This window comes from Halobellus captivus, from assembly GCF_007655485.1.
Taxonomy (GTDB): Archaea; Halobacteriota; Halobacteria; order Halobacteriales; family Haloferacaceae; genus Haloquadratum; species Haloquadratum captivum.
Window position 1 is genome coordinate 475832 of sequence record NZ_VJXQ01000001.1, and the last position, 21069, is coordinate 496900.

Genomic DNA, 21069 nt, shown 5'->3' on the forward strand with positions numbered 1-21069 from the left:
GGATGAACAGTCGAACTATCGACGTGGTGACCGACTGGGAGACGGTCGCCGCACCGGACGGATACGAGGGGCTCCACGAGCTCGCCGACGCCGAGTTCAGCGGGGCCGTCTCCGCCGGGATGACGTGGGCGTTCTTTCTGAACGGCCGCGTCGTCGGCGTTTTCGAGGGGGACATCGGGGACTTCGAGGGCGCTGAACTGACCGCGTATCGCGCGGCAGATCCGAGCCTTCCGCTGCTGTTCGCGATGCGGGAACGCGGCGGGGAGACACAGGCGAGTTACTACACGAACGAGACGCCGCTGACCGACGCCGATAAGACCCTCTCGAACGGCGGGTTCACCGGGTATATCGAGCTCTCTGAAAACGTTCTCTCCGGGGATTACTACGTCGTCTACCACGGCGGCAAGTCGATGAGCGCCGCATTTGTCGGGAACTCCGGCCGGTTGATCACGGGCGATGAGGCCTTCGAGACGGCCGCCGACGAGGTCGGCATCTACGAGGTCGTCGACGCCGACATCGAACTCGTCGATATCCCCGAGCCGACGGTGCCGGAACCCGAATCGGCCGAGAGCGGATCGACCAAGGAGACTGAAACCGGGGAGGCTGACGCGGCTCCGCCAGCGGACGCCGAAGCCGACGAGGATCTCGCGCGGGCCGAAGATGCCGCAGACGAGGGAGAATCAACGGGTGCGGACGAGGGAGAATCAACAGGTACGGGCAAAGCGGACCGGACGGCCACAGACGAAGCGGGATCCGACGCCGCTTCGACCGACGAAACGTCCACCGAGGCCGAATCGACGCGCGAGCGCGATTCCCACGACGACGCCGACTCGACAGCTGACGCGGAACCGACGACCGATCCGATTACAGATCCGGACGCAGTCGAGGTCTCCGATGCCGAATCGGCCGCGGGTTCCGACGCGGGTGCGGAAACCGACTCCGACGCGGACGCCGAGTCCACCCCGGGTACCGACACGGAGACCGAACGACACGGACCTCCCGAGCAGCCGACGCGAGAACCGGACGAGACCTCGACTGCAGACGACGCCGAAGAGCCGGACGAACCGGCAGCGGATCAGTCGTCGGGAGCGTCGAAGTCCGCCGTCTTTTCGGACGAGGAGCGCTGGCGCGCGGCGAAGACGATCCCGTCGCTGGATCCGAGCGAGACGAGCAGCAACGGGACGGCACACCGCGCCGAAGACGCGTCCTCGCGATCCGCCGGCGATCGGGCGACGAAACTACAACAACAGGCCGCGCGCCGAAAGTCACGAGAGAGGGCGTCCTCAGCGGGCTCCACGCAAACCTCGGGTTCACGGCGAGGGGAGAACGAACAGCGATCGAACGAGAGCGCCGATCGGCTCAAAAAACGACTCACACGGGCGCGAAGTCGGGTCGAGACACTCGAAGCCGAGCGCGACGAGCTAGCGGCTGAGCGCGACGCGCTGAAGCAGGACCGGTCCGAACAGCGCGAGCGGGTGACCGCGCTCGAAGCCGAGCGCGACGAGCAGCGCGAGCGAATCGAGGAACTCGAAGCGGAGCGAGAGGCGCTCAACGCGGAAATCGAGCGACTCCAATCCGAACTCGGATCAGATACCGTCAGGGAGTCGTCGATGTCGGCGGAAAAGGCGCTCTCGGGGACGAACCTGTTCGTCCGGTACGACCGGAAGGGCGAGGCGGCCCTCGAACACGCGCACGGCGGCGAGGCGTCCAGAGAGGAGGTCACCGAGAACCTCCGGTTAGAGCACCACACCACGTTCGAGACGGACGGACTCGTCGTGGACGGCCGCCCCTACACGGAGTTCCTCCGCGACAGCACCGAGTACTCGTTCGCGAAGTGGCTCGTGACGGATCTGCTCTACGAGATCGGCGAGACCGGGAACCGCACGTCGATGGCTGGCGTCTTCGATGCGATCCCCGAGATCGACCGCATCGAGCTGGACGGCACGGTCGGCGTCGACACCGAAGAGGGCGTCGAACAGCGCGACTTCGACGTCATCTTCCGCGACAAGATGGGCGATCCGCTGTTCGTCGGTGACATCAACGACTCCCGAAACGCCACCACGGAGGCGATGGTCGGATCGCTCGTCTCCAACACCGCGGTCATCGGGGAGAACGACGAGTCGCTCTCGGCGGGGTTCTACGTGACTGAATCGTTCTACGAACCCGGCGCGTTGGAGACAGTATCGGAAGAGACCGGTGGCGGACTCCTCTCGCGCTCGAAGAAGCGTTCGTTCGTGAAACTGTCGCGAAAGCGCGGCTACCACCTCTGCCTGGTCGAGGCGCGAAACGGCGAGTTCCACCTGAACGTCCCCGATCTGTGAACCACTCCCCCTTCTCGCTCACGGGTGACGCTGTTCGGTCCTCGCGGAGAGGGATTCGCGCCTGCGTTCAGTTACCCGGAGGGAAAGTTCGGTTGGAGAACGCCTTCACAGCGTGTCACGGTCCGGGGCATCCGACAGCGCTGGAGGTCGCGTGGACAGATCGTCCGATCGCCGATGGTTCGTAGAACAGAAAGAATCGAGGTGCGAGGCGTTCGCGGGCGGACGATCGCGCTCAGCCCTCGACTTCGACGGCCTCTTCGATCTTCATCTCGTCAAGCTTGTCGACGATCTGATCGAGTTTCTCGTCGAGTTCGTCGACGAATTCGGCGGTTCGTTCCGTAGTGATGGCACCTTGACTGGACGGTTCGATGAGGTTCTCCTCTTCGAGGACGCGGAGGGAATACCGAACTTTGTGATGGGGGTAGCCGGTCTCGTTCGACATCTTGACGATCCCGATCGGTTCGCTTTCGATGACCATTCTCAGGACCTGCAAGTGGCGTTCGAGCATATCCACTTCCTTTTCGAGTCGGTCTATCATGTCATCTGTTAACTTGTCTGGGCAGGATTTAAATGTTGCCCTCCGACCCGCAAAATCACACGACAGGGGGTACCACGGTCTACGGTCGGGAGCGTAATGAACGATTCGGGTCCGCCGTCCGTGGCTGTGCACCCAGACACTAGCAGAAACCTGCGTACCGCAGTTCGTAATCGCTGAAATATATTCATATATGTGTATATCCGTCGCCGCCGGACCGTAATGGGTTTTACGGGGGGCGAAGAACCGCCGTGTATGACCGTCACGATCGTCGGCTCCCAGTTGGGCGACGAGGGCAAAGGGGCTCTCGTCGACCTGTGGGGAGGCGACGCCGACGTAGTCGCCCGATATCAGGGCGGCGACAACGCAGGCCACACCGTCGTCGAGGGCGGCGACGAGTACAAACTTTCGCTGGTTCCGAGCGGGGCCGTCCGCGATAAGGTCGGCGTGCTCGGAAACGGCTGCGTCGTCAACCCGAAGACGCTGTTCTCGGAGATCGATGAACTGCGGGAGCGCGGCCTCGACCCCGACGTTCGCGTGGCGCGGCGCGCGCACGTGATTATGCCGTACCACCGGGTGCTCGACGGTATCGAGGAGGACGCGAAGTCCGACTCCGACCTCGACGCCGGAACGACGGGCCGCGGCATCGGCCCGACCTACGAGGACAAAGCGGGTCGGCGCGGCATTCGCGTGGGCGACCTCCTCGATCCGGAAGTCCTGCGTGACCGACTCGAATACGTCGTTCCCCAGAAGCGCGCCCTCGCCGAGGACGTCTTCGGTGTCGAGGCGGGCGAAGCGTTCGACGTCGACGCCGTCTTCGAGGAGTATACAGAGATCGGCGAGCGCCTGCGGGACGAGTCGATGACCGTCAACGCCGGGGAGTTCCTCGGCTCGCACCTCGACGACGGCGACGACGTGCTGTTCGAGGGCGCGCAGGGCACCTCGATCGACATCGACCACGGCATCTACCCGTACGTGACGTCTTCGAACCCGACTGCGGGCGGCGCGGCGACCGGTACAGGCATCGGTCCGACCGTCGTCGGCCGCGGCGAGGTCGTCGGCATCGTCAAGGCGTATCTCTCGCGCGTCGGTACCGGGCCGCTCCCGACGGAACTGACCGGCGACGACGAGGAACTGGCCGATTCCATCCGCGAGAAGGGCGGCGAGTTCGGAACGGTCACCGGTCGACCGCGACGTATCGGCTGGCTCGACATCCCGATGCTTCGACACGCCGCGCGAGCGAACGGCTTCACCGGCATCGCCGTGAACCACATCGACGTCCTCGCGGGGCTCGACGAGGTGAAAGTGGGTCACTCCTACGACCTCGACGGCGAAGAACGGTTCACGATGCCCGCGACAACCGAACGGTGGGGTCGCTGTGAGCCGAACCTCCGCGAGTTTGAGCCGTGGAACGACGTCGACTGGATGGCCGTCGCCGAGGAGGGGTACGACGCGATCCCCGACAACGCGCAGGCGTACCTCGAATACGTTTCCGCGGAGGTCGACGCGCCGATCTACGCGATCGGCGTCGGTCCGGACCGCGCGGAGACGATCGAACTCGCGAACCCCTTCGACGAGTAGCGATCGACAAACTCTTTCGACGCGTAGCGACCGACGGACCCGTTCCGGGTTTTCGGCGGCGAGGCGGCCCGGATCGCGAACCCGTATTCTTTTCACCGCCGCTTTCCATCTCACTGGTGATGAAAGAGTCTCTGATGGACATCCTCTGTGATCCCCTCGACAAGAGCGACCTCGAACTCGAAGTCGACGAGCGCGACGGCGAGGAGATCGTCGAAGGCCGACTCATCGGCACTGTCACGGGCGAAGTGTATCCCATCGAGGACGGGATCCCGAACCTGCTGCCGCCGGATATGCGCGACGACGAGTAGGTGGGCAATCGACCCCATCGGTCGGCGGGAATATGATCGCATAGGAGATAATAAACGCGATTCGGTACATCCGGTGTAACGCTTGTCGTTCGCGTCCGTATTCTCGAAGCCCCACGGGCGCCGACTTCCGGTTTCATTGATTTGACTATCAACTAGTTGTTCGTTACTTCGAGATACCAAAAAGTAATAATACTTACACGCCATTTAAACGGTATCGCTGTGGGATACGATACCATTACTCGAAAATGAACAACAGGACCCGAACGAGAGATGAGTAGGCAGATGCAACGGAGGAGTCTCCGATCGAGTGACATCGCCTACAGCGTGCTCGCCGACAAGCGACGCCGGTACGCGGTTCATTATCTCAAGCAACGGGGTGAGCCAGTCCCACTCAACGAGCTCGCAGAACAGGTCGCCGCGTGGGAGAACAACAAACCGGTCGCCGAACTCACTTCAAAAGAGCGCAAACGGGTGTACATCGCGATGTATCAATCGCACCTCGAAACCCTCTCTCGGGAAGGGATCGTCGAGTACGACGCCGATCGCGGGGTGGCGTCGATATCGGACGACTTCAACCAGTTGGAGATCTATCTCGAAGCCGTCCCCTCCGGGAGCGTCCCGTGGAGCCTGTACTACGTCGGGTTGACGGTGGTGAACGGGCTGATGCTGGCGCTCGCGTGGTTCGACTTCCCGCCATTCGCGTCTCTCCCGGATCTGATCTGGGGCACGGTCGTGCTCGTGACGTTCGGCGTTTCGGCGTTCGTTCAGACATACCAAAGCAGACGGATGCGCTTCGGCGACGAGGGCCCGCCGCCCGAACTCAGATCTGAGGTGCCCCGCTGAATACACGATGACCGGATCCGAGGACCACTCCTCGTCTGACGACGAGCATAAGACGGAGTCGCCGACGCTGGCCGACCTCGTCGATCTACTCGAACGGCGGGATCGAGCGTCGGCGGGAGACGAACGAACGGAACAGCCGAACCGGGGCGAACACGCGTCGCTCAACGACACGCGGGACGGGCGTGACGGTCCACGGAATGCCACCGAACGGTCACAGAACGCACCTGAACGTCGACCGAGCGTCTCCGAACGATCGCAGGAGGCAGAGACGCCGCCAGCACACGAGCAGTCGGCGGCCGATTCTGCAGCCGAATCGGCCCCATCACCCTCGACGCGACCGGCGGAAACGGAACCGACGGAGGATCCACAGCAAGCGGGAGCCAACCAGGGACCGTCACTGGCCGATCTCGTCGATCGGATCTCCGCTCGCGACGACCCTCCCGAGGTGATCGAGCCCGAACTCGCACCCGAGACGGAGAACGGACCCGCGGAAAACTCGCCAGGTACCGGCGCGGACCTCGCTGTCGACGATCCGAACGTACTGCTGTTGGGCCCAGAGGGATGTGCCACGGAGACAAGGCTGTGTACCGACCTGTCGGCCGCCCGGGGCGGCGGATCGATCAATCTCCTCGTGGTCACCTACGGGCAGTCCGCCGCGAGGCGCGCTGCGATGCTGGACGGGTTCCCGCCGTCGACGTTGGAACACGTGGCCATCGTCAGTCTCGAAGGCTCGACCCAGACGGGTTCGACGATCACGCACCCGGCCGTACCGGAGCCGATCCCCGTCGAAAGCCTCCTCAACGCTGCGGACGTGATGAAACTCGGCTTCGCCGTCTCGAAGTATCTCACAGCGTGGCAGGAGGAGGACGCGCAGACGGTTGTCTGCTTTCACTCACTGACGCGCGCGATCCGCGTCGCCCCCGATCCGAAGTTGGTGCTGCGGTTCCTCCACATTCTCCAGAACCAGGTGAAGGCGGCCAGGGCTCGCGCCCACTTCCACCTCGATCCGGAAGCCCTCGACGCGCAGACGCTCAACACGTTCACGACGCTGTTCGAGACGGTTGTCGCGTTCGAACGCGACGGATCCGTCTCACACGATCACTAATCGAGAAATCGCCCGCGGGCGTCGTTTACGCGTCCGAAAACGGAGGCACGCTCACAGAGACGCTTCTTCGGGATCGAGTTCAGGCAACACCGGGCCCGACCGAGCGATCGATTCAGAAGTGTCACGCTCCCGTTCGGACGCGTCGTCGACGCACAGGGTGTCCGAGCCGAACGGCCACCGCCCAGTATACGGTTCGAGACGGTCGAATGGACGCTCACACTCCGGGCAGACGGGGTCCATCAACAGACCGATCCGAACCGACGTCTCACACGCCTCACACCGCGCTTTCGTGATCTTGTTCCGGTTTGCCTGGCGCGCGATCTCCGCGAGCCTCGTCTGGGCCGTGTCACGGATCGCCTCGGCCTCGATGCGTTCGCCGAGTGAGTCGATGGCCGCGTCGTGTTCGTCGAGTCGGTCGATGAGTCGAAGCAGAACCTCGCGGGTGTTCCCGAACTCCGCGCCGACGTACGCTCGCAGCGTCTCCCGCTCGGCCGCGCTCTCAGCGTGTACCGCCTCGATCCGCTTTGAAAGCGCCACCGTGGCATCGGCCATCGATTCGGACTCGGCCTCCGTGTCAGATTCGAACGACGCCAAGCGGGATTCCAACGCGGAGAGCTGCGCTTCGATCGCCTCGGTCTCCTCGACCGACAGTGTCGGCGGCGACTCCTCGGAGCGTTCCGGCCCCGTCTCAGCGTGCTGGTGGCCGAAGAACTGGTCGAACGTCTGGGTCGAAGGAACGGATTCGCCCGACTGATCTCGACTGCGGCGGTTCGCGCCGAACAGCGGAGACGTGTTTCCCGTCTGTTCGACGAGCCCGAAGATCTCGTTGAGCGTCCAGTACGCCGAGACGAGTTGTTCGAGGACTTCCCCCGGGCTCACGTCGGCCTCCTCGGACACGTGCTGTAGCCACTGCTCGAAAGAGGCAGTCTGCTCTGTTTCGGGGTCCTGGTCCGTGGGGAAGTCGCTCATCGGTCAGTCTCGCTATCAGGTAATGGTTCGATTCCCTATTAAAGGAGGTGTTATTTCCGCTGACAGGTACGATCGGTATCGCTCCGTGTCACCCCTATCGACGAACGAGTTTCAATCCCGCCGAAACGGTTTAACGGCCACAGATCGATCGTATGTTCGGATACGGTGTCCCTACCACGGTCTCGTCGCGATTGTCCGAATCAACCTACCGGATTCCTGATGAAGAACCGGAGTCACGACAGTGGCCGAAACGGCCGCTGAGTGACAGGCTGGAGCCCGGACACCTCGCCTGACCCCGTGGAGCACCGAATCGACCTCGTGGAACGCCTGACCGACACCGAGTCTGATATCGTGAAGCACCGAACAACGCTGATGACGGTCACAAACCGAACGGTCCATCACGCAGCGAAGCGCCGACGCCAAGGGAGACTGGATCGATGACGGCCAGTCGGGGCGTCGAGTACGTGTTGGGCGGGCTGCTCCTCGTCGTCGTGGGTTCGATCGTTCTCGGTCAGGTGATCGGTCAGCCGGTTCTCTTCAGCTACGTCGAAACCGGAAGTATGGAGCCGATGCTCCGACCGAACGACGGGTTCGTGGCGATTCCGATGGCGCTGGCGGGACCGGTCGTCCCCGGCGACGTGATCGTCTTCGACGCGGAGAACCTCAACGGCGGCAACCTCGTCACGCACCGCGTCGTCGGCACCACCGACAGCGGGTACATCACGAAAGGCGACGCCAACCCCGTCACCGATCAAGATAGCGCCGAACCGCCGGTGCAGGACACCCAGATCGTCGCGAAAGCGCTGCAGATCGGAGGGACTATCGTGGTCATTCCGAAACTGGGGTTGATCGTCATCGCGGCCAACACCGCGGTTACGGAGGTACAGCGCACACTCGCTGTCCTGTTCGGGACGAGGGCGTTACTCGGACCACAGGGACTCGCGTACGTCCTCTTCGGCTTCGGGGTTGTGACGTACGCCGTGACCGAACTGATTGCCAGCAATACCGACGCCACGAGACGGCGCACGATCCCGAAGCGACAGGGACACAAACCAGCCAGCAACGGCGCGTTGTACGTCGTCGGTCTCACCGCGGTTCTGATCCTCCTGTTGACGGCGAGTATGACCGTTCCGGGCGGCGAGCAGACGTTCGACGTGGTGAGTTCGAGCCAGGACGCCCCCGGGATCCGCGTCATCGAATCGGGCACCGAAGAGACCGTCCAGTATCGCATTCCATCGAACGGGGTCTTACCAGTCGTCGCCTTCTTAGAGCCCACCAGCGAGGGGATTCGCGCGGATCCGCCGTCTGTATACGTCCCCGCCAACGAGGTCCGCGAGAGCATTCTCACGATCAGCGCACCCTCCGAAACCGGCTACTACACTCGGTCGATCACCGAACACCGATACATCGCGGTGCTCCCCGTCGAAACGATCGAAGCGCTGTATCGGATCCATCCGTGGGCCCCGATTCTCGTCATCGACGCGCTCGTCGGCCTCGGATTCGCCGGTATCGGCGTCTCGGTGCTGTACGGTTCTCGTCGGGTCCGATCCCGAGAGCTTCCGGTCCGCGAACGGCTCCATCGTTGGTGGAGGTGAAGACCGGAGCGGCGAAGCGGATTCCGTCACATACTGAACCACGACGTCAGCGCACCCTCGCGCTGAGCGTAGTAGTAGACGATATCGTCGGTGACGACGGTGTAGATGTCTGATTCCGGATCGTGGAGGACCCGCTTTTTCGAGTCGATCGCGATGTCGACGAGCCCTTCCAGACTCGTGGTCCGGACGTATCTCTTGTCCGGATCGGTCGGGATCTCGGAGGTCGTGATCCACTCGTCGAACCGTTCGAGATCGAGCTGTAGTTCGATCTCGTCGACGTCGATGCCGCGTCGAGAGACCACAGAAATCCCGCCCGCGGCGGCCAACCCCGAAACCGAAAGCGCCCCCAAAAGTGCGACGAGCGCTATGTTCGGCTCCCCGCTTACCGTCCGCGTCACTGGTTCGGAGTGCGTTCGAGTCGCGCGCAGGTCGTCGTCGAGCCAGTATGCCCGCTCTGAGACCGTGATCGGACTGGACGCCGTCAGCGTGCCGGAGTACCGGTCCGTCTCGTAGGCGACTTCCATCTCCACACGCGTGTCGTACCCGCCGATCGCTTCGAGTCGTTCGCGGTTCGATCGTATCTCCTGAGCGACGGCAGACATATTGATCGTGGCGTTCGCTGCGGTGCTACCGTCCCCCACGGTCCGTTCCTCGGCGAGAATTACCCGCGTCGACGTCCAAAACGGTTCGTCGCCGCGAGTCGCGGCCTGAACTAAGGTGAGGCGGTGTGAAACGGTCACGTCCGTCCCAGCGGGAACGGTCGTCTGTGATTCGAACGTCAGGTTCGGCGTGGCCTCGACGAGGTAAGCGGGCTGGTCGACGAGGCGCTGCCCGGCCGGATAGAACGTCGTGTTACCCGTTACGACGGCGCTCGTCCGTACCGACGTCTCTAACTCTTGAACGTTCGTCTGTTCTGTCACCGTCTCGCTCGGCGGCGTCGCGTAGACGTATCCCGCTCCGACCGCCGCGATCACGCCGAGCGCGACGAACAGATAGAAGAGAAACCGGCCGTAATATCCGATCACCCGCTTCACCCGCAGTTCAGCCGACATTACTGATTGCTAAGACCCACCGACGTATAGCTATTCGTGTCAGGTCCGGTGAATAGCTGTTCGTGTCAAGCCCGGTGAATAGCTGCAGGATCGATTCGTCGCTGTTCGAACGACTGAGGATTCATTCCAGTTCGTCCCGCTTAGCGGGCAAGGGGAGCGAGCGGGTACCGGAACGGATCGATTGGAAGTTCTGCGCGGTGGACGCTCTCGTCACCAGCCTCGTCGGTGACGCGGATCTCGACGGCGTACTGCGAATCCGGTCGCGGGTGGTTCGGTTCCGTGATCGTCACGAACACGTTGGTTCCCTCGTAGGTAGATTCGCCGCCGATCACGCCGGATTCGGACCCGACCGGCCGGTCGGACGGACCGAAGATGGTCACCGTGATCTCATCGAGGTCGTCGCCCGCGTCGGTGACGGACAGTTTCGGAATGACGACCCGTCCCGCGGCGACGTCGAACCGGAGGTCTTCGACGGCCTCGATCTCGGGTGGATGGTCGCGTTTCCGGGCGAACACGGGCCAGAGGGTCCACGGTCGACCCCGGATCACCAGCGCGAGCGCGACGAGCAGCAGTGCGGCGAAAACGGCCGCAAGGTTCCCCGCCGAAAGCTGCTGTAGCTCCTGTACGAGCGGGTTGCCGCCGACCGTGAACGTCTCCGTGAAGTCGTCGCTGGCCCCGTACTCGTCTCTGGCGACGACGGAGACTGTCTGCTCGCCCGCGGGGAAGGAACGCTCGACGACGCGGCCCGTTTCGGTGGTCCCGTCGGCAAACTCCCACACGACGGTCACGTTTCCGTTCTCGTCGACGACGTCGGCGACGAGCGTCACGGTCTCGTTCGGTGGGATCACCGGCGGTCGTTGCAGGCTGACGGACGGAACATCGTTGACGAGGATCCGGTAGTCGGCGACGTCGGTCAGCCCGAACGCGTCGGTGACCGTCAGCGTGACGTTGAACTCGCCGACGTCGTCGAAGACGGGGTCGATCTGTCGGCCAGTCAGGGGGTCGTCGTACGTTTCGACGTCCCACTCGTAGGTGACGCTGTTGTCTGCGAAGACGGCGAACTCGGAGAATCCGGGCGTGTACGCGCTGAGAACGACGTACTCGTCTGTCTCTTCGGCGACGTCCGTCTCCAACAGCTGCCAGCCGCCGCTGTTGCGCGCGATGGTCGCGTTCTCGGGGGTCGTCGACCCGAACTGCTCTTTCGGCACTCTGAGCTGGACGATCGCCGATCGGTTCTCGTACTCCGGCGGCACCGTGATCTCGACGCGGTGGATCATCCGCAGACTGTCGTCGATCGATTCCTTCGAGCCGAACAGCGAGTGAGTTCCGACGAGCATTATCGGCTCCTGCACGGTCGCCAACGCGTCCGCGCCCTTCAGATCGAGCTGCTCTCGCGACGCGCTCGACCCGGAAATCGTGAGCGAGATGTCGCCCCCGAAGTCGATTCGTTCGGCGTTGTCGCCGATGTCCTGGCCCTGCATAATCGACGCCGCGGGACCGTCAGAGCCGCCGGTCGTCGGCGTGGGGACCGTGAGACCCTCCACGGAGATCAGGTCTCCCAGGTTCTCGGGGTTGTTTTCTCCCGGGAACCGGATCGTCGTGTCGCCCTTCTCGACGACGGTCTCGGGACGGTCCTCGCCCGTCCCTTCGTCGTCGGCCTCGCGTTCTGTCCCGTCGGTGTCGCCGTCGCTATCGTCGTCAGATTCACCCGTCGGCTCGTCGGTCGATTGCTCCTCGTCCTCGGACGCTGGCGCGGTGAGCACGAACTGCGAGAAGCCCGGCGGATCGACGAAGAAGACGTACGCGGTCTCGGTCTCGTCGATCAGTTCGGGCTCCAGCTCGTTCCACGTTCCGCCCGCGTACCGTCGGATCACCAGCTCCTCGGGGTCGACGTCGTCGGGGAGTGCGCTCTTCTTCACCGAATAGGTGAACTGCGTCAGCGACAGCTCCTCGTTCGGGATGCTGTGTTCGAGTCCGAAGAACTCCGTGACCGCCTGTCCCTCGGGCGGCGTGTAGTTCACGCTGCCGACGACCGGCGGCTCGGTCGGGTGGTGGATGAAGTTCATATCGAAGGATTTGGTCCCGCCGACCGACCCCTCGGGGGCGACCGTGACCGTCTCGATCGTCGACGGCTGATCGCGCGTGCTCGGGACGGACACGTCGACGGTCAGCCCGACGCCCCGCGGAACTTCGTTCGCGTCCATTTCTGAGCGGGCCGACCCGGGGATCGACACCGGGTCATCCCACGGTTCGTCGTCGCTCTCGACGCCCTTCGAGCCCTCGGAGACCTGCTGGACGCGGATGCGCCAACCGGTGTTCGACATCCACACGTCGATCTGCTCCTCCTCGGCGTCGCTGAGGATCCGCAGCTGTGCGGTCTTGATCCCCGCAGACTGCGGCGCGTATCGGATCGTGATCTGCTCGGTCTCGCCGGGGGCGACCGAGAACGGTGCCTCGCCGCCGATGATCTCGAAGGCGTCGGCGGAGCCGCTGACAAGACGCGTCTCCGACACCTGCACGGGAACCGCGGGGTCGCCGGGGTTCGAGACGCTGATGTTGAGGGTCTTTTCGGAGCCGACCGTCACCTCGCCGAAGTCGAGGTGGTCCGTGCTCACGTCGAGCAACGGGGGCAACCCGGTCCCGGCGAGATCAACAGTCGAGACGGGGTCGTCGGGGTCGTTGCTCCGGATGTGCAGGTCGGGCTCGAACGCGCCGTCCTCAGTGGGGGTGAACCGAATCGGGACCTCCACAGACGCGCCGACGTCGAGCGTGAGCGGCGTGGTGACCGGTGGATCGACCGCGAACATCTCGTCACCGGATCCGACGACGTCGACGTCGGAGATCGTCAGCGGTGCCGTTCCGCGGTTTTCCACGGTGAGTGTGCGGTTCTCGCTGAGTCCGCGTCCGATCTGTGAGAATCCCACGGAGTCCGCCGAGACGACGATATCGGGCGCGAGGCCTCGCCCGACGAGTTCGACCGGGATACCCGGCTCGTCGACGGTCGAGTCGATTTCCAGGGTCGCGGTCGTCGAACCGGCGGTCTCCGGTGCGAACGTGACGACGACGACGTGGCGCTGCCCCGGTGCGAGCGTCACCGGGAGATCAGTCTGATCCGCACTGAACGCCGTAGTGTCTCCGCCGCTCGGGTCGATCCCCGTCACAGTCACGGGTGCCGACCCGGTGTTTTCGAGCGTCACAGCCGCCTGTTCGGTGTCACCGACGCGGACGTCGCCGAAGTTCAGTCGCGTGGGGCCGATGACCGTCAGATCCTGTACCGTTCCCGCTCCCGCGAGCGCGACCTCGACAGTCTCGGCTTCCGGATCGTTCGTCGTCAGCGTCGCCGTCGCCTCGTATTCGTCCTCGTCTGTCGGCTCGAAGCGGATCGGAATCGTCGCGGATTCCTGCGGTGCGATCGCCGGAAGCGCGCCGCCCGACGCCCGCTCGAACGCGTCCGCGTCCGGTCCCTCGATAGCGACCGATTCGATTTCGAGCGTCTCGTCGCCCGTGTTCCGAACCGTGATGTCGGTCACCGCGTTCGAGCCGACCGGCACGGTCTCAAAGTCGATGGAGTCCGGCACGTCAGCGCGCGGTGCCGACACCGGTTCGACGGTCTCGATGTGGAAGATGAGCTTCGTCACGAGCGTCGTCTCGGGCTGAATCGACGGACTGCGCGTGTCTATTCGGAGGCTCATCAGCAGTTCCTCTCCCGGCACGAGCGTTACATTGGTGTCCGGATCGACCGGCGCGCCCGTCGCGGCGGAGTAAAAGGTGACCGTGTCGCGGTTGGTCTGCGACAGCCGGATCGTCCGCGAGTCGTTGCCGACGTTCGTTATCGTAAACACCTCCTCGATCGTCGTCACCGCGTTGGGGTTGACGCCGTGTTCGGTGACGTTGATCGTGAGCTCGTTGTCCGCGTCCATCTGGGCGTACGCGCCGTTCGGGCCGTCAGCGGGGGCGATCTGAATCGCGTCGTCGGGGCCGACGGTGTCGAACTGGTTGACGACCATCGCGCCCGTGGGGACGACAAAGAGGAGGACGACGCCGAGTATGCCAGCTATCTGCGTGAGCGACAGCGAGGAGAACCCGACCGATTTCGTACTCATCGACGCTCCCCGCGCCGTGCGGCGTACACACGACCGATCGCAACCCACCCACCAGCGCGTCGGCTTCGCGTCCTCGGGCTGGCTGGGATGTCGGGTCGGGTGTGCATCGTGTGTATCGGTGGACAGTGTGATTTTCGGGCGGTCGACGGTGTAGTTCGCGGGATTGTAGTTCGCGGGATCGATATCCGCGTGCGGGATCGAACGGGCGTTCGGACCTCCGCACCGATGCTGTGGCGATGTTCCGGCACGGTCACCGGAACTCGTGATCGGTGAATGTCGAACGCTGCGTGGCGCGCGAGCGCGCTTCGGTGAGTTGACGAACCGCTTAGCTCTCGACGGCCTCGGCAGTGATGACGACGTTGTCGATCAGTTGGTCACCCTCCTCGAAGGTCTGCCCGTTCGTGTCGATGAAGATACTGACCGTTACCGTCTCCCCTGATTCGAGGTAGACGTTCCCGTCCTCGAACCCGTCTCCACCGTTCGATGAGATATCCCCGTGCACGGTCGCGTTGTAGAACGTCACCGCGTCAGAGTTGCCCGCGGATTCGTCGTCGTACGAATCGGTGATCGAGATGCTCACGTTCTGCGTTCCCTGATTCGTGATCGTGAACACGTCTCGAATATCGGTGGCCGCCTGGTTGTTCACGTCACCCTGCTGGGAGAAGTCGATCTGGAACTGACCGTTCGAGGTTGTCGCGTACGCTCCTTCACCGTTCACACCGTCAGTCGGTTGGATCTGCAAGAGTGCGGAGTCATCGCCCGCGACGGTGACAGAGGCCGTCCGCTCGGCGGACACAGTCGTAAACGCTCCCGTTGCGGTGACGATCCCGAGTGCCGCGACGATCGTGACCAGCGCCAGTAATTTTCCTGTTGGCAAGTTCATGGTTTTGTTGTCCGGTTTGTACCCGTCACATAGCCGCGCCGACGGCAACTGTCCGGGCTTACTCCGATAGTTACCCCCTACCCTCTTTGTAAGGACGGGCTAACTCGTTTTTAGGACGTCCTACGGGGGCCAACATCGGAGAGTAAACGGTATTTCGTTACCGACGACCGCACGTCACAGGCCGCAGAAGGCGTCTGTAGCCGTCTTCCGAGTGGACGGCACAGTTGGGACGAAAACGGAGCCTCTCCCGAGCTTCCAAACAGTCGATAACGCCCCGTTAAACGACTGAAACGGCCAGTAGGACGATCTAACTAAGAGAGTATCCACCCATTACTCGCTCAGCAAATGGTCAGTTCGAAGCTCCTCACTCTACTCACGCTGCTGGTCGCCCTCGGATTGGTGACGAGCAGCGGGGCGTTCACAACGGTGGCCGCCGACCGGACGGCCTCCGTCGGCGTCGCGGGGGACGACTCCGCGCTCGTTCAGCTGACGCCGCACAGCGGTCCGAACGGCGCCTACGCGCCGTACAACGGTGGAGTTCTCGAACTCGATCTCGACGCGATGCCCGCGGACGCGCAGACGACGATCCCGCAGGTGTTCAACGTCACGAACCAGGGGACTCAGCCGGTCGGCGTGTGGATTACTGACGGTGTCGGTGAGGGAGCCTCTGCCGACCGCGTCACCTTCTACAACCCGACGTTCGGCGGCGGTGCCTCGACAAGCGCGATGTGCGAAAACGGCGTGAAGTCGATCGAGACCGAGGAGAACGCCGTCCAGCTCACGCCGGGTGAGACGCTCACGGTGAGTATCAAAGTCAACACGCGAGACGTGACCAACACGAACGCGCAACTGCTAGACTCGCTGTCGATCCACGCCAGCGCCGAGGTGGAGGGCGTGACGGAACCGACGTCGACGACCTGCGACGATTCTTCGGGCGACGGGAGCGGCGGTGACGGCGGCGACGATTCGGACTCCTCGGCTGGTAGCGGCGGAAACGGCGCAGCCCTCCCGAACGGTGCGTGGGCGTACGCGGACGACAACGACAACCTCGAATACGACGACGGTGAGGAGACGTACTCGGCGGGGGCGCTCGTCGACTTCAACGAGAACGTGAATCTCGTGATCCCGGGGCCCGCAGGCAGCGGTGAACTCGAAGCGGAGTCGTTCGACATTCGCGCGAACAAGATCACGTCGATGATCGATCTCGTCGCGGACGACGGGGACGTCGACCTCCGGGCGAACGGTAACGGTCCGAACACGATCACCGTCAACGGAACCACGATCTCGTCGGAAGACGGTGACGTGACGTTCAACGCCGAATCGATCAGCGCCGTGAACACGGCGTTCAGTGCAGACGACGGGGACATCTCCCTCATAGCCAACGGCAACGGTCACAACATGATCGACATCGACGGTGCGACTCTCTCGACTGAGGAGGGTGACATCACACTCAACGGCGAGTCGATCAGCGCTGTCGGCGCAGAACTGGTCGCCGAAGACGGAGATCTCGACTTGAAAGCCACCGGAAACAGTCCGAACGAAATCGACGTTAGTGACGGGGCGCAAGACGGCAAACTCGAAGCGGATTCGATCACCGTCGAAATCACGTGGGGCGGCACCCTCTCCGTCGACGGCGTCGAGATCGATGACGACGACAATACGATCGAAATAATTGGCAACAGCAACGGCGTGGCCGTCGTCGGAACGCCGGAGTCTGGGGGCGTAAATTGAACCGAACGATCGTCGATACGGGGATGGTGAGCCCGGAGCACACCGACCCGCTATGAGCGCCAGCAAGGCCGTGGCGATCGTCGCCATCCTGGTGGCGACGGCGATGTGGACGGTCCCTTCCGGTGGATTCGGCGTGGTCGATCAGGTGCGTGACGCGCAGATCAGCGTCGCGGGTACCGGGAACGATTTCGTGCACGTCGAAGCCGCCGATTCAGTCGATCCCACCGGTCCCGCGGAACTGCTGACCGTGACGAACCACCTCCAGGAGCCGGTCGAAGTGACCGTGACGCTACCTGGCTCGAACGACGGGGAACTCCGGGGAAGCGAAAGCGGGGCCGACGAGGGGCGGGAGTTCGCGTTTTCACTGTCGCCGGGCCAGCAGCGCACGGTGTACATCAGCGGCATCCAGGGTGCTTCGAGCGACCCCGTCAAAGTCGAGGTGACTGCGGAGACGGCCGGGGGAACCACGATCTCGATGAGTGAGGAGATTCCCAAGACCCCCGGTGACGGCGAGGATGATGACAACGACGAAGGTGGCGATGACGACGGGGATGACGATGGAGATAACGACGACGATGACGATGATGACGACGATGATCACCGTGGTAATCGGGGCAACGGTCACGACTGAACTCGCATAAAACCTTTTACAGGTACGCCACGTCGTCGGCGACGTGCCAGAGTCCCTGCAGGTGTCGTTGAACGACGGGTCCGTCCACGCGGTCGACGCCCCGAGACGCTTCACGGCAGAGGGGCCGTTCCACGTCGAGTTTCGCAACGCGGGCGGCGCGGTGCACGTGCATCTCCACCTCGACGACGATCTCTCTCGCGTCTCGCGGATCGACGAGGTGAACCACTACGTCGAGGCCGACGCGACGAAGCGCGTCCCGATCGGGGTGCTCCCGAACCGGAGGCCGGTTACCGGACGGCTCAAAGTCGTCTCGGGGTACGGCGCGGAAGTCGCCTACGTCGATCTCACGATCGTACCCAACACGACCGGTGACGCCCGGGCGGGTTCGGGAGCGGGATCCGACGGACCGGATCGGTCGGCGACTGATCGAGCGGCCGCAGACCACGCGGGGACCCCCCGCTCAAACGCGGAGAACCCCACCGCGAGCGACGCAGGCGGGACCGGATCAAATGAGGCTCGATCGGACAGCGGACCGAGCGTCGTGCGCCGAAAGAGTCGGAGCACGAATCGGGGGGCAGGGTCTGCGACGCCCCTCGCCGCGCTCTCGAACGCGAACTCGGGGAGAGACGTCGCCGCGGACACGGTAGGATCGATCACGACCGCGCTGCAGAAGGCCCGCCGGGGATCGCCCGAGGCGATCGCGTTTCTCGCACTCGCGGTCCTCGCCCTGGTCGTCGCACTCGGCGTGATCGTCGTCGTTCGCGACGTGTTGGTAGCGCTCGTCGTGCTCGCGGTGGTCGCAACTGCCGTGGGGGTCGCCGGATGGGTGCTACTCAGGTAGGCGGCCGCGGTTTGTGAAACGGGGGTGGGACAACGGGATCGTCACTGGAGGTGCGACGGGATCGTCACTAAAGCTACGACGGGATCGTCACTGGAGATACGACGGATCCTCCGCGTCGCAGTTCTCCTCGTGCGCCTTCGCGTCCCCCTGGTCGTCCAGTAACAGTCCGCACTCGTCACACTGATACCACGTTCCTCCGTCACGCTCGACGGTCGAGACCATACCGTGAGAATCGGTGCCACGAGTCAAAACGCTTCCCCCCAAAATCGCTCGGACGAATCTCGTCGCCGAGCGAGACGAACCCCACTGTCCGGGCAAGACAAAAGAGCGACCGACTCGAAGCGGACGTATGAGCGCAGACGAGGTCCTCGAACTGACCGTTCGCGGGGCCGAAAAGCGGGACGCCGGACGCGGCATCGCCCGGCTTCCCGAACCGGTGCGGCGGCGACTCGGCGTCCTCAGCGGCGACACGGTCGTCGTCGCGGGAGAGCGCGAGACCGTCGCGAAGGTGTGGCCAGCCGGTGGCGGCGTCCCCGACGACGCCGTCCTGGTCGACGCCGACACGCGGACGAACGCGGCCGCCAAGATCGGCGAAACCGTTCGGATTCGAAAAGTGGACGTCGAGGACGCCGACTCGGTGACGCTCTCGATGCCGGAGGACGTCGCCTTCTCCGACGAGGACCGCGCGGTCGAGTTGATCAAGCGCGCGATCCGCGATCGGCCGATCAAACCCGGCGGCCAGATCCACTTCGAGACGCTGAGCGACGACCCGTTCGTCGTATCCTTGACGACCCCCGACGGGATCGTGCGAGTCGTCGACGCGACCGAACTCCGACTGCGTCGCGAGGGGCGACTGAGCCGGGTCGTCTCCTCGCTCTCGGGGGGCGGCCGCGATCTGCCCGAGGACGGGACCGCATCCGGTTCGGGGAGCGGAACCACCGGGGACACCGGATCCGGAGCCGCGCCGACAGTGACGTACGAGGACATCGGCGGTCTCGACGAGGAACTCGACCTCGTCAGGGAGATGATCGAACTCCCGCTCTCGGAGCCGGAGGTGTTCGCGCACCTCGGGGTCGACCCGCCGAAGGGCGTGCTCCTCCACGGGCCGCCCGGGACGGGAAAAACGCTCATCGCGAAGGCCGTCGCCAACGAGGTCGACGCGACGTTCATCAACGTCTCCGGCCCGGAGATTATGTCGAAGTACAAGGGTGAATCCGAGGAAAAACTCCGCGAGAAGTTCGTCGACGCCCGCGAGAACGCACCTTCTATCGTGTTCTTCGACGAGATCGACTCCATCGCGGGCAAGCGCGACGATGGCGGGGACGTCGAAAACCGCGTCGTGGGGCAGTTGCTCTCGCTCATGGACGGCCTCGACGCCCGGGGGAACGTCATCGTGATCGGCGCGACTAACAGAGTCGACACCCTCGATCCGGCGCTGCGCCGCGGCGGTCGATTCGATCGGGAGATCGAGATCGGCGTCCCGAACGAGCGGGGTCGGCGAGAGATCCTCGACGTTCACACGCGGCGGATGCCGCTGGCTGACGACGTCGATATCGATCGGTTAGCGGCGAGAACGCACGGCTTCGTCGGCGCGGACCTCGAATCGCTGACGACGGAGGCCGCGATGATCGCGCTCCGTCGCGGTCGCCGTTCGGACGCGGCCGCCCCGATCTCGGACCTGCAGGTGACCCGCGCGGACGTCGAGGCCGCGATGGCTGCGGTCAAACCGTCGGCGATGCGCGAGTACGTCGCCGAGTCGCCGACGACGACGTTCGCCGACGTGGGCGGCCTCGAGGAGGCGAAGCGGACGCTCGAACGCGCCGTCACGTGGCCGCTGACGTACGGCCCGCTGTTCGACGCCGCGAAGACGGATCCGCCGACTGGCGTCCTCCTCTACGGGCCGCCCGGGACCGGAAAGACGCTGATCGCGCGCGCGATTGCCGGGGAGAGCGGCGTCAACTTCGTCCAGGTGGCGGGGCCCGAACTCCTGGACCGCTACGTCGGCGAGTCAGAGAAGGCCGTCCGAGAGGTGTTCGAGCGCGCGCGGCAGGCCGCCCCGGCGATCGTCTTTTTCGACGAGATCGACGCCGTCGCGACCGACCGCGACGCCGCCGGGTCGGACTCCGGCGTGGGCGAGCGCGTGGTCTCGCAGCTCCTCACCGAACTCGATCGGCTGGCCGATCACCCCAACCTTGTCGTCCTCGCGGCGACCAATCGGAAAGCGGCGCTCGATCCCGCGCTCCTCCGTCCGGGTCGGCTGGAGTCGCACGTGCACGTTCCGTCGCCCGACGAGGCCGCTCGCCGCGAGATACTCGACGTCCACCTCGACGGGAAGCCGCTCGGCGACGACATCGACCGCGACCAACTCGCGTCGGCAACGGAGGGCTACTCGGGGGCGGATCTCGCGGCCGTCGTCCGCGAGGCGTCGATGCGCGCGATCGAGCGCGTCACGTCGACCTACGAGGGCGAGACGGCCAACGACCACGCCGACGAGGTAGTCCTCTCGGGAGGGGATTTCGAGGTGGCGCTGGAAGCGGTCGGTCCGTCCGGGTGAGATTGCACGGGGATCGT

Annotated in this window: 16 protein-coding genes; 10 read left to right on the forward strand and 6 right to left on the reverse strand. The window is 64.2% G+C overall.

Going from position 1 to position 21069, the window contains the following annotated elements:
- Nucleotides 1-2 precede the first annotated feature (2 nt).
- On the forward strand, nt 3-2321 hold the full coding sequence (locus FJT57_RS02260) for a DUF7527 domain-containing protein (protein WP_144901273.1): 2319 nt from the start codon (nt 3-5) through the stop codon (nt 2319-2321).
- 232 nt (nt 2322-2553) lie between these two features.
- Here FJT57_RS02260 and FJT57_RS02265 read toward each other — a convergent pair whose 3' ends face one another.
- On the reverse strand, nt 2554-2859 hold the full coding sequence (locus tag FJT57_RS02265) for a hypothetical protein (protein ID WP_144901275.1): 306 nt from the start codon (nt 2857-2859) through the stop codon (nt 2554-2556).
- A 252-nt stretch (nt 2860-3111) separates the two neighbouring features.
- On the opposite strand from FJT57_RS02265, the gene FJT57_RS02270 reads away from it, so the two are divergent.
- From FJT57_RS02270 to FJT57_RS02285, 4 genes are all read left to right on the forward strand, one after another.
- Nucleotides 3112-4437 carry an adenylosuccinate synthase gene (locus tag FJT57_RS02270; protein ID WP_144901277.1) on the forward strand — a complete coding sequence of 442 codons (1326 nt, stop codon included), beginning with the start codon at nt 3112-3114 and terminating at the stop codon, nt 4435-4437.
- A gap of 119 nt (nt 4438-4556) precedes the next feature.
- Entirely contained in the window at nt 4557-4745 is a 189-nt protein-coding gene (locus tag FJT57_RS02275; protein WP_203229073.1) for a methytransferase partner Trm112, read from the forward strand.
- Nucleotides 4746-5027: 282 nt separating this feature from the next.
- Nucleotides 5028-5588, forward strand: coding sequence for a DUF7344 domain-containing protein (locus tag FJT57_RS02280; RefSeq protein ID WP_144901279.1), 561 nt, complete (start codon nt 5028-5030; stop codon nt 5586-5588).
- A 7-nt stretch (nt 5589-5595) separates the two neighbouring features.
- On the forward strand, nt 5596-6693 hold the full coding sequence (locus FJT57_RS02285; RefSeq protein ID WP_144901281.1) for a DUF7504 family protein: 1098 nt from the start codon (nt 5596-5598) through the stop codon (nt 6691-6693).
- Between the two features lie 51 nt (nt 6694-6744).
- On the opposite strand, the gene FJT57_RS02290 is transcribed toward FJT57_RS02285, so the two are convergent.
- Nucleotides 6745-7662, reverse strand: a complete 918-nt coding sequence (locus FJT57_RS02290; protein WP_144901283.1) for a hypothetical protein — start codon at nt 7660-7662, stop codon at nt 6745-6747.
- Nucleotides 7663-8099: 437 nt separating this feature from the next.
- On the opposite strand from FJT57_RS02290, the gene FJT57_RS02295 reads away from it, so the two are divergent.
- Complete coding sequence (locus FJT57_RS02295; protein ID WP_144901284.1) at nt 8100-9257, forward strand: signal peptidase I; 1158 nt, start codon at nt 8100-8102, stop codon at nt 9255-9257.
- A gap of 26 nt (nt 9258-9283) precedes the next feature.
- On the opposite strand, the gene FJT57_RS02300 is transcribed toward FJT57_RS02295, so the two are convergent.
- The 3 genes from FJT57_RS02300 to FJT57_RS02310 all read right to left on the reverse strand — a co-directional run bounded on the left by FJT57_RS02300 (nt 9284) and on the right by FJT57_RS02310 (nt 15295).
- Complete coding sequence (locus tag FJT57_RS02300; protein ID WP_144901286.1) at nt 9284-10309, reverse strand: DUF5305 domain-containing protein; 1026 nt, start codon at nt 10307-10309, stop codon at nt 9284-9286.
- A 140-nt stretch (nt 10310-10449) separates the two neighbouring features.
- On the reverse strand, nt 10450-14412 hold the full coding sequence (locus FJT57_RS02305) for a choice-of-anchor D domain-containing protein (protein ID WP_144901289.1): 3963 nt from the start codon (nt 14410-14412) through the stop codon (nt 10450-10452).
- A 325-nt stretch (nt 14413-14737) separates the two neighbouring features.
- Entirely contained in the window at nt 14738-15295 is a 558-nt protein-coding gene (locus FJT57_RS02310; RefSeq protein WP_144901291.1) for a hypothetical protein, read from the reverse strand.
- Nucleotides 15296-15640: 345 nt separating this feature from the next.
- Between FJT57_RS02310 and FJT57_RS02315 the strand changes: the two genes are divergently transcribed.
- Genes FJT57_RS02315 through FJT57_RS02325 form a run of 3 tightly spaced genes read left to right on the forward strand, consistent with a single transcriptional unit; the run spans nt 15641 to nt 18498 of the window.
- A complete protein-coding gene (locus FJT57_RS02315) occupies nt 15641-17026 on the forward strand; it encodes a translocation/assembly module TamB domain-containing protein (RefSeq protein ID WP_144901293.1) in 1386 nt (461 codons plus the stop codon).
- Between the two features lie 52 nt (nt 17027-17078).
- The gene (locus FJT57_RS16560; protein WP_203229074.1) at nt 17079-17657 is read left to right on the forward strand and encodes a hypothetical protein; all 579 of its coding nucleotides are present in this window, start codon (nt 17079-17081) and stop codon (nt 17655-17657) included.
- Between the two features lie 43 nt (nt 17658-17700).
- Nucleotides 17701-18498 (forward strand): DUF7524 family protein, encoded by a 798-nt coding sequence (locus FJT57_RS02325; RefSeq protein ID WP_144901295.1) that lies wholly within the window; start codon nt 17701-17703, stop codon nt 18496-18498.
- Between the two features lie 87 nt (nt 18499-18585).
- On the opposite strand, the gene FJT57_RS17165 is transcribed toward FJT57_RS02325, so the two are convergent.
- Nucleotides 18586-18720 (reverse strand): DUF7128 family protein, encoded by a 135-nt coding sequence (locus FJT57_RS17165; protein WP_275264622.1) that lies wholly within the window; start codon nt 18718-18720, stop codon nt 18586-18588.
- A 127-nt stretch (nt 18721-18847) separates the two neighbouring features.
- On the opposite strand from FJT57_RS17165, the gene FJT57_RS02330 reads away from it, so the two are divergent.
- Nucleotides 18848-21052: an AAA family ATPase gene (locus tag FJT57_RS02330; protein WP_144901297.1), complete on the forward strand. Its 2205-nt coding sequence runs from the start codon at nt 18848-18850 to the stop codon at nt 21050-21052.
- Nucleotides 21053-21069 lie beyond the last annotated feature (17 nt).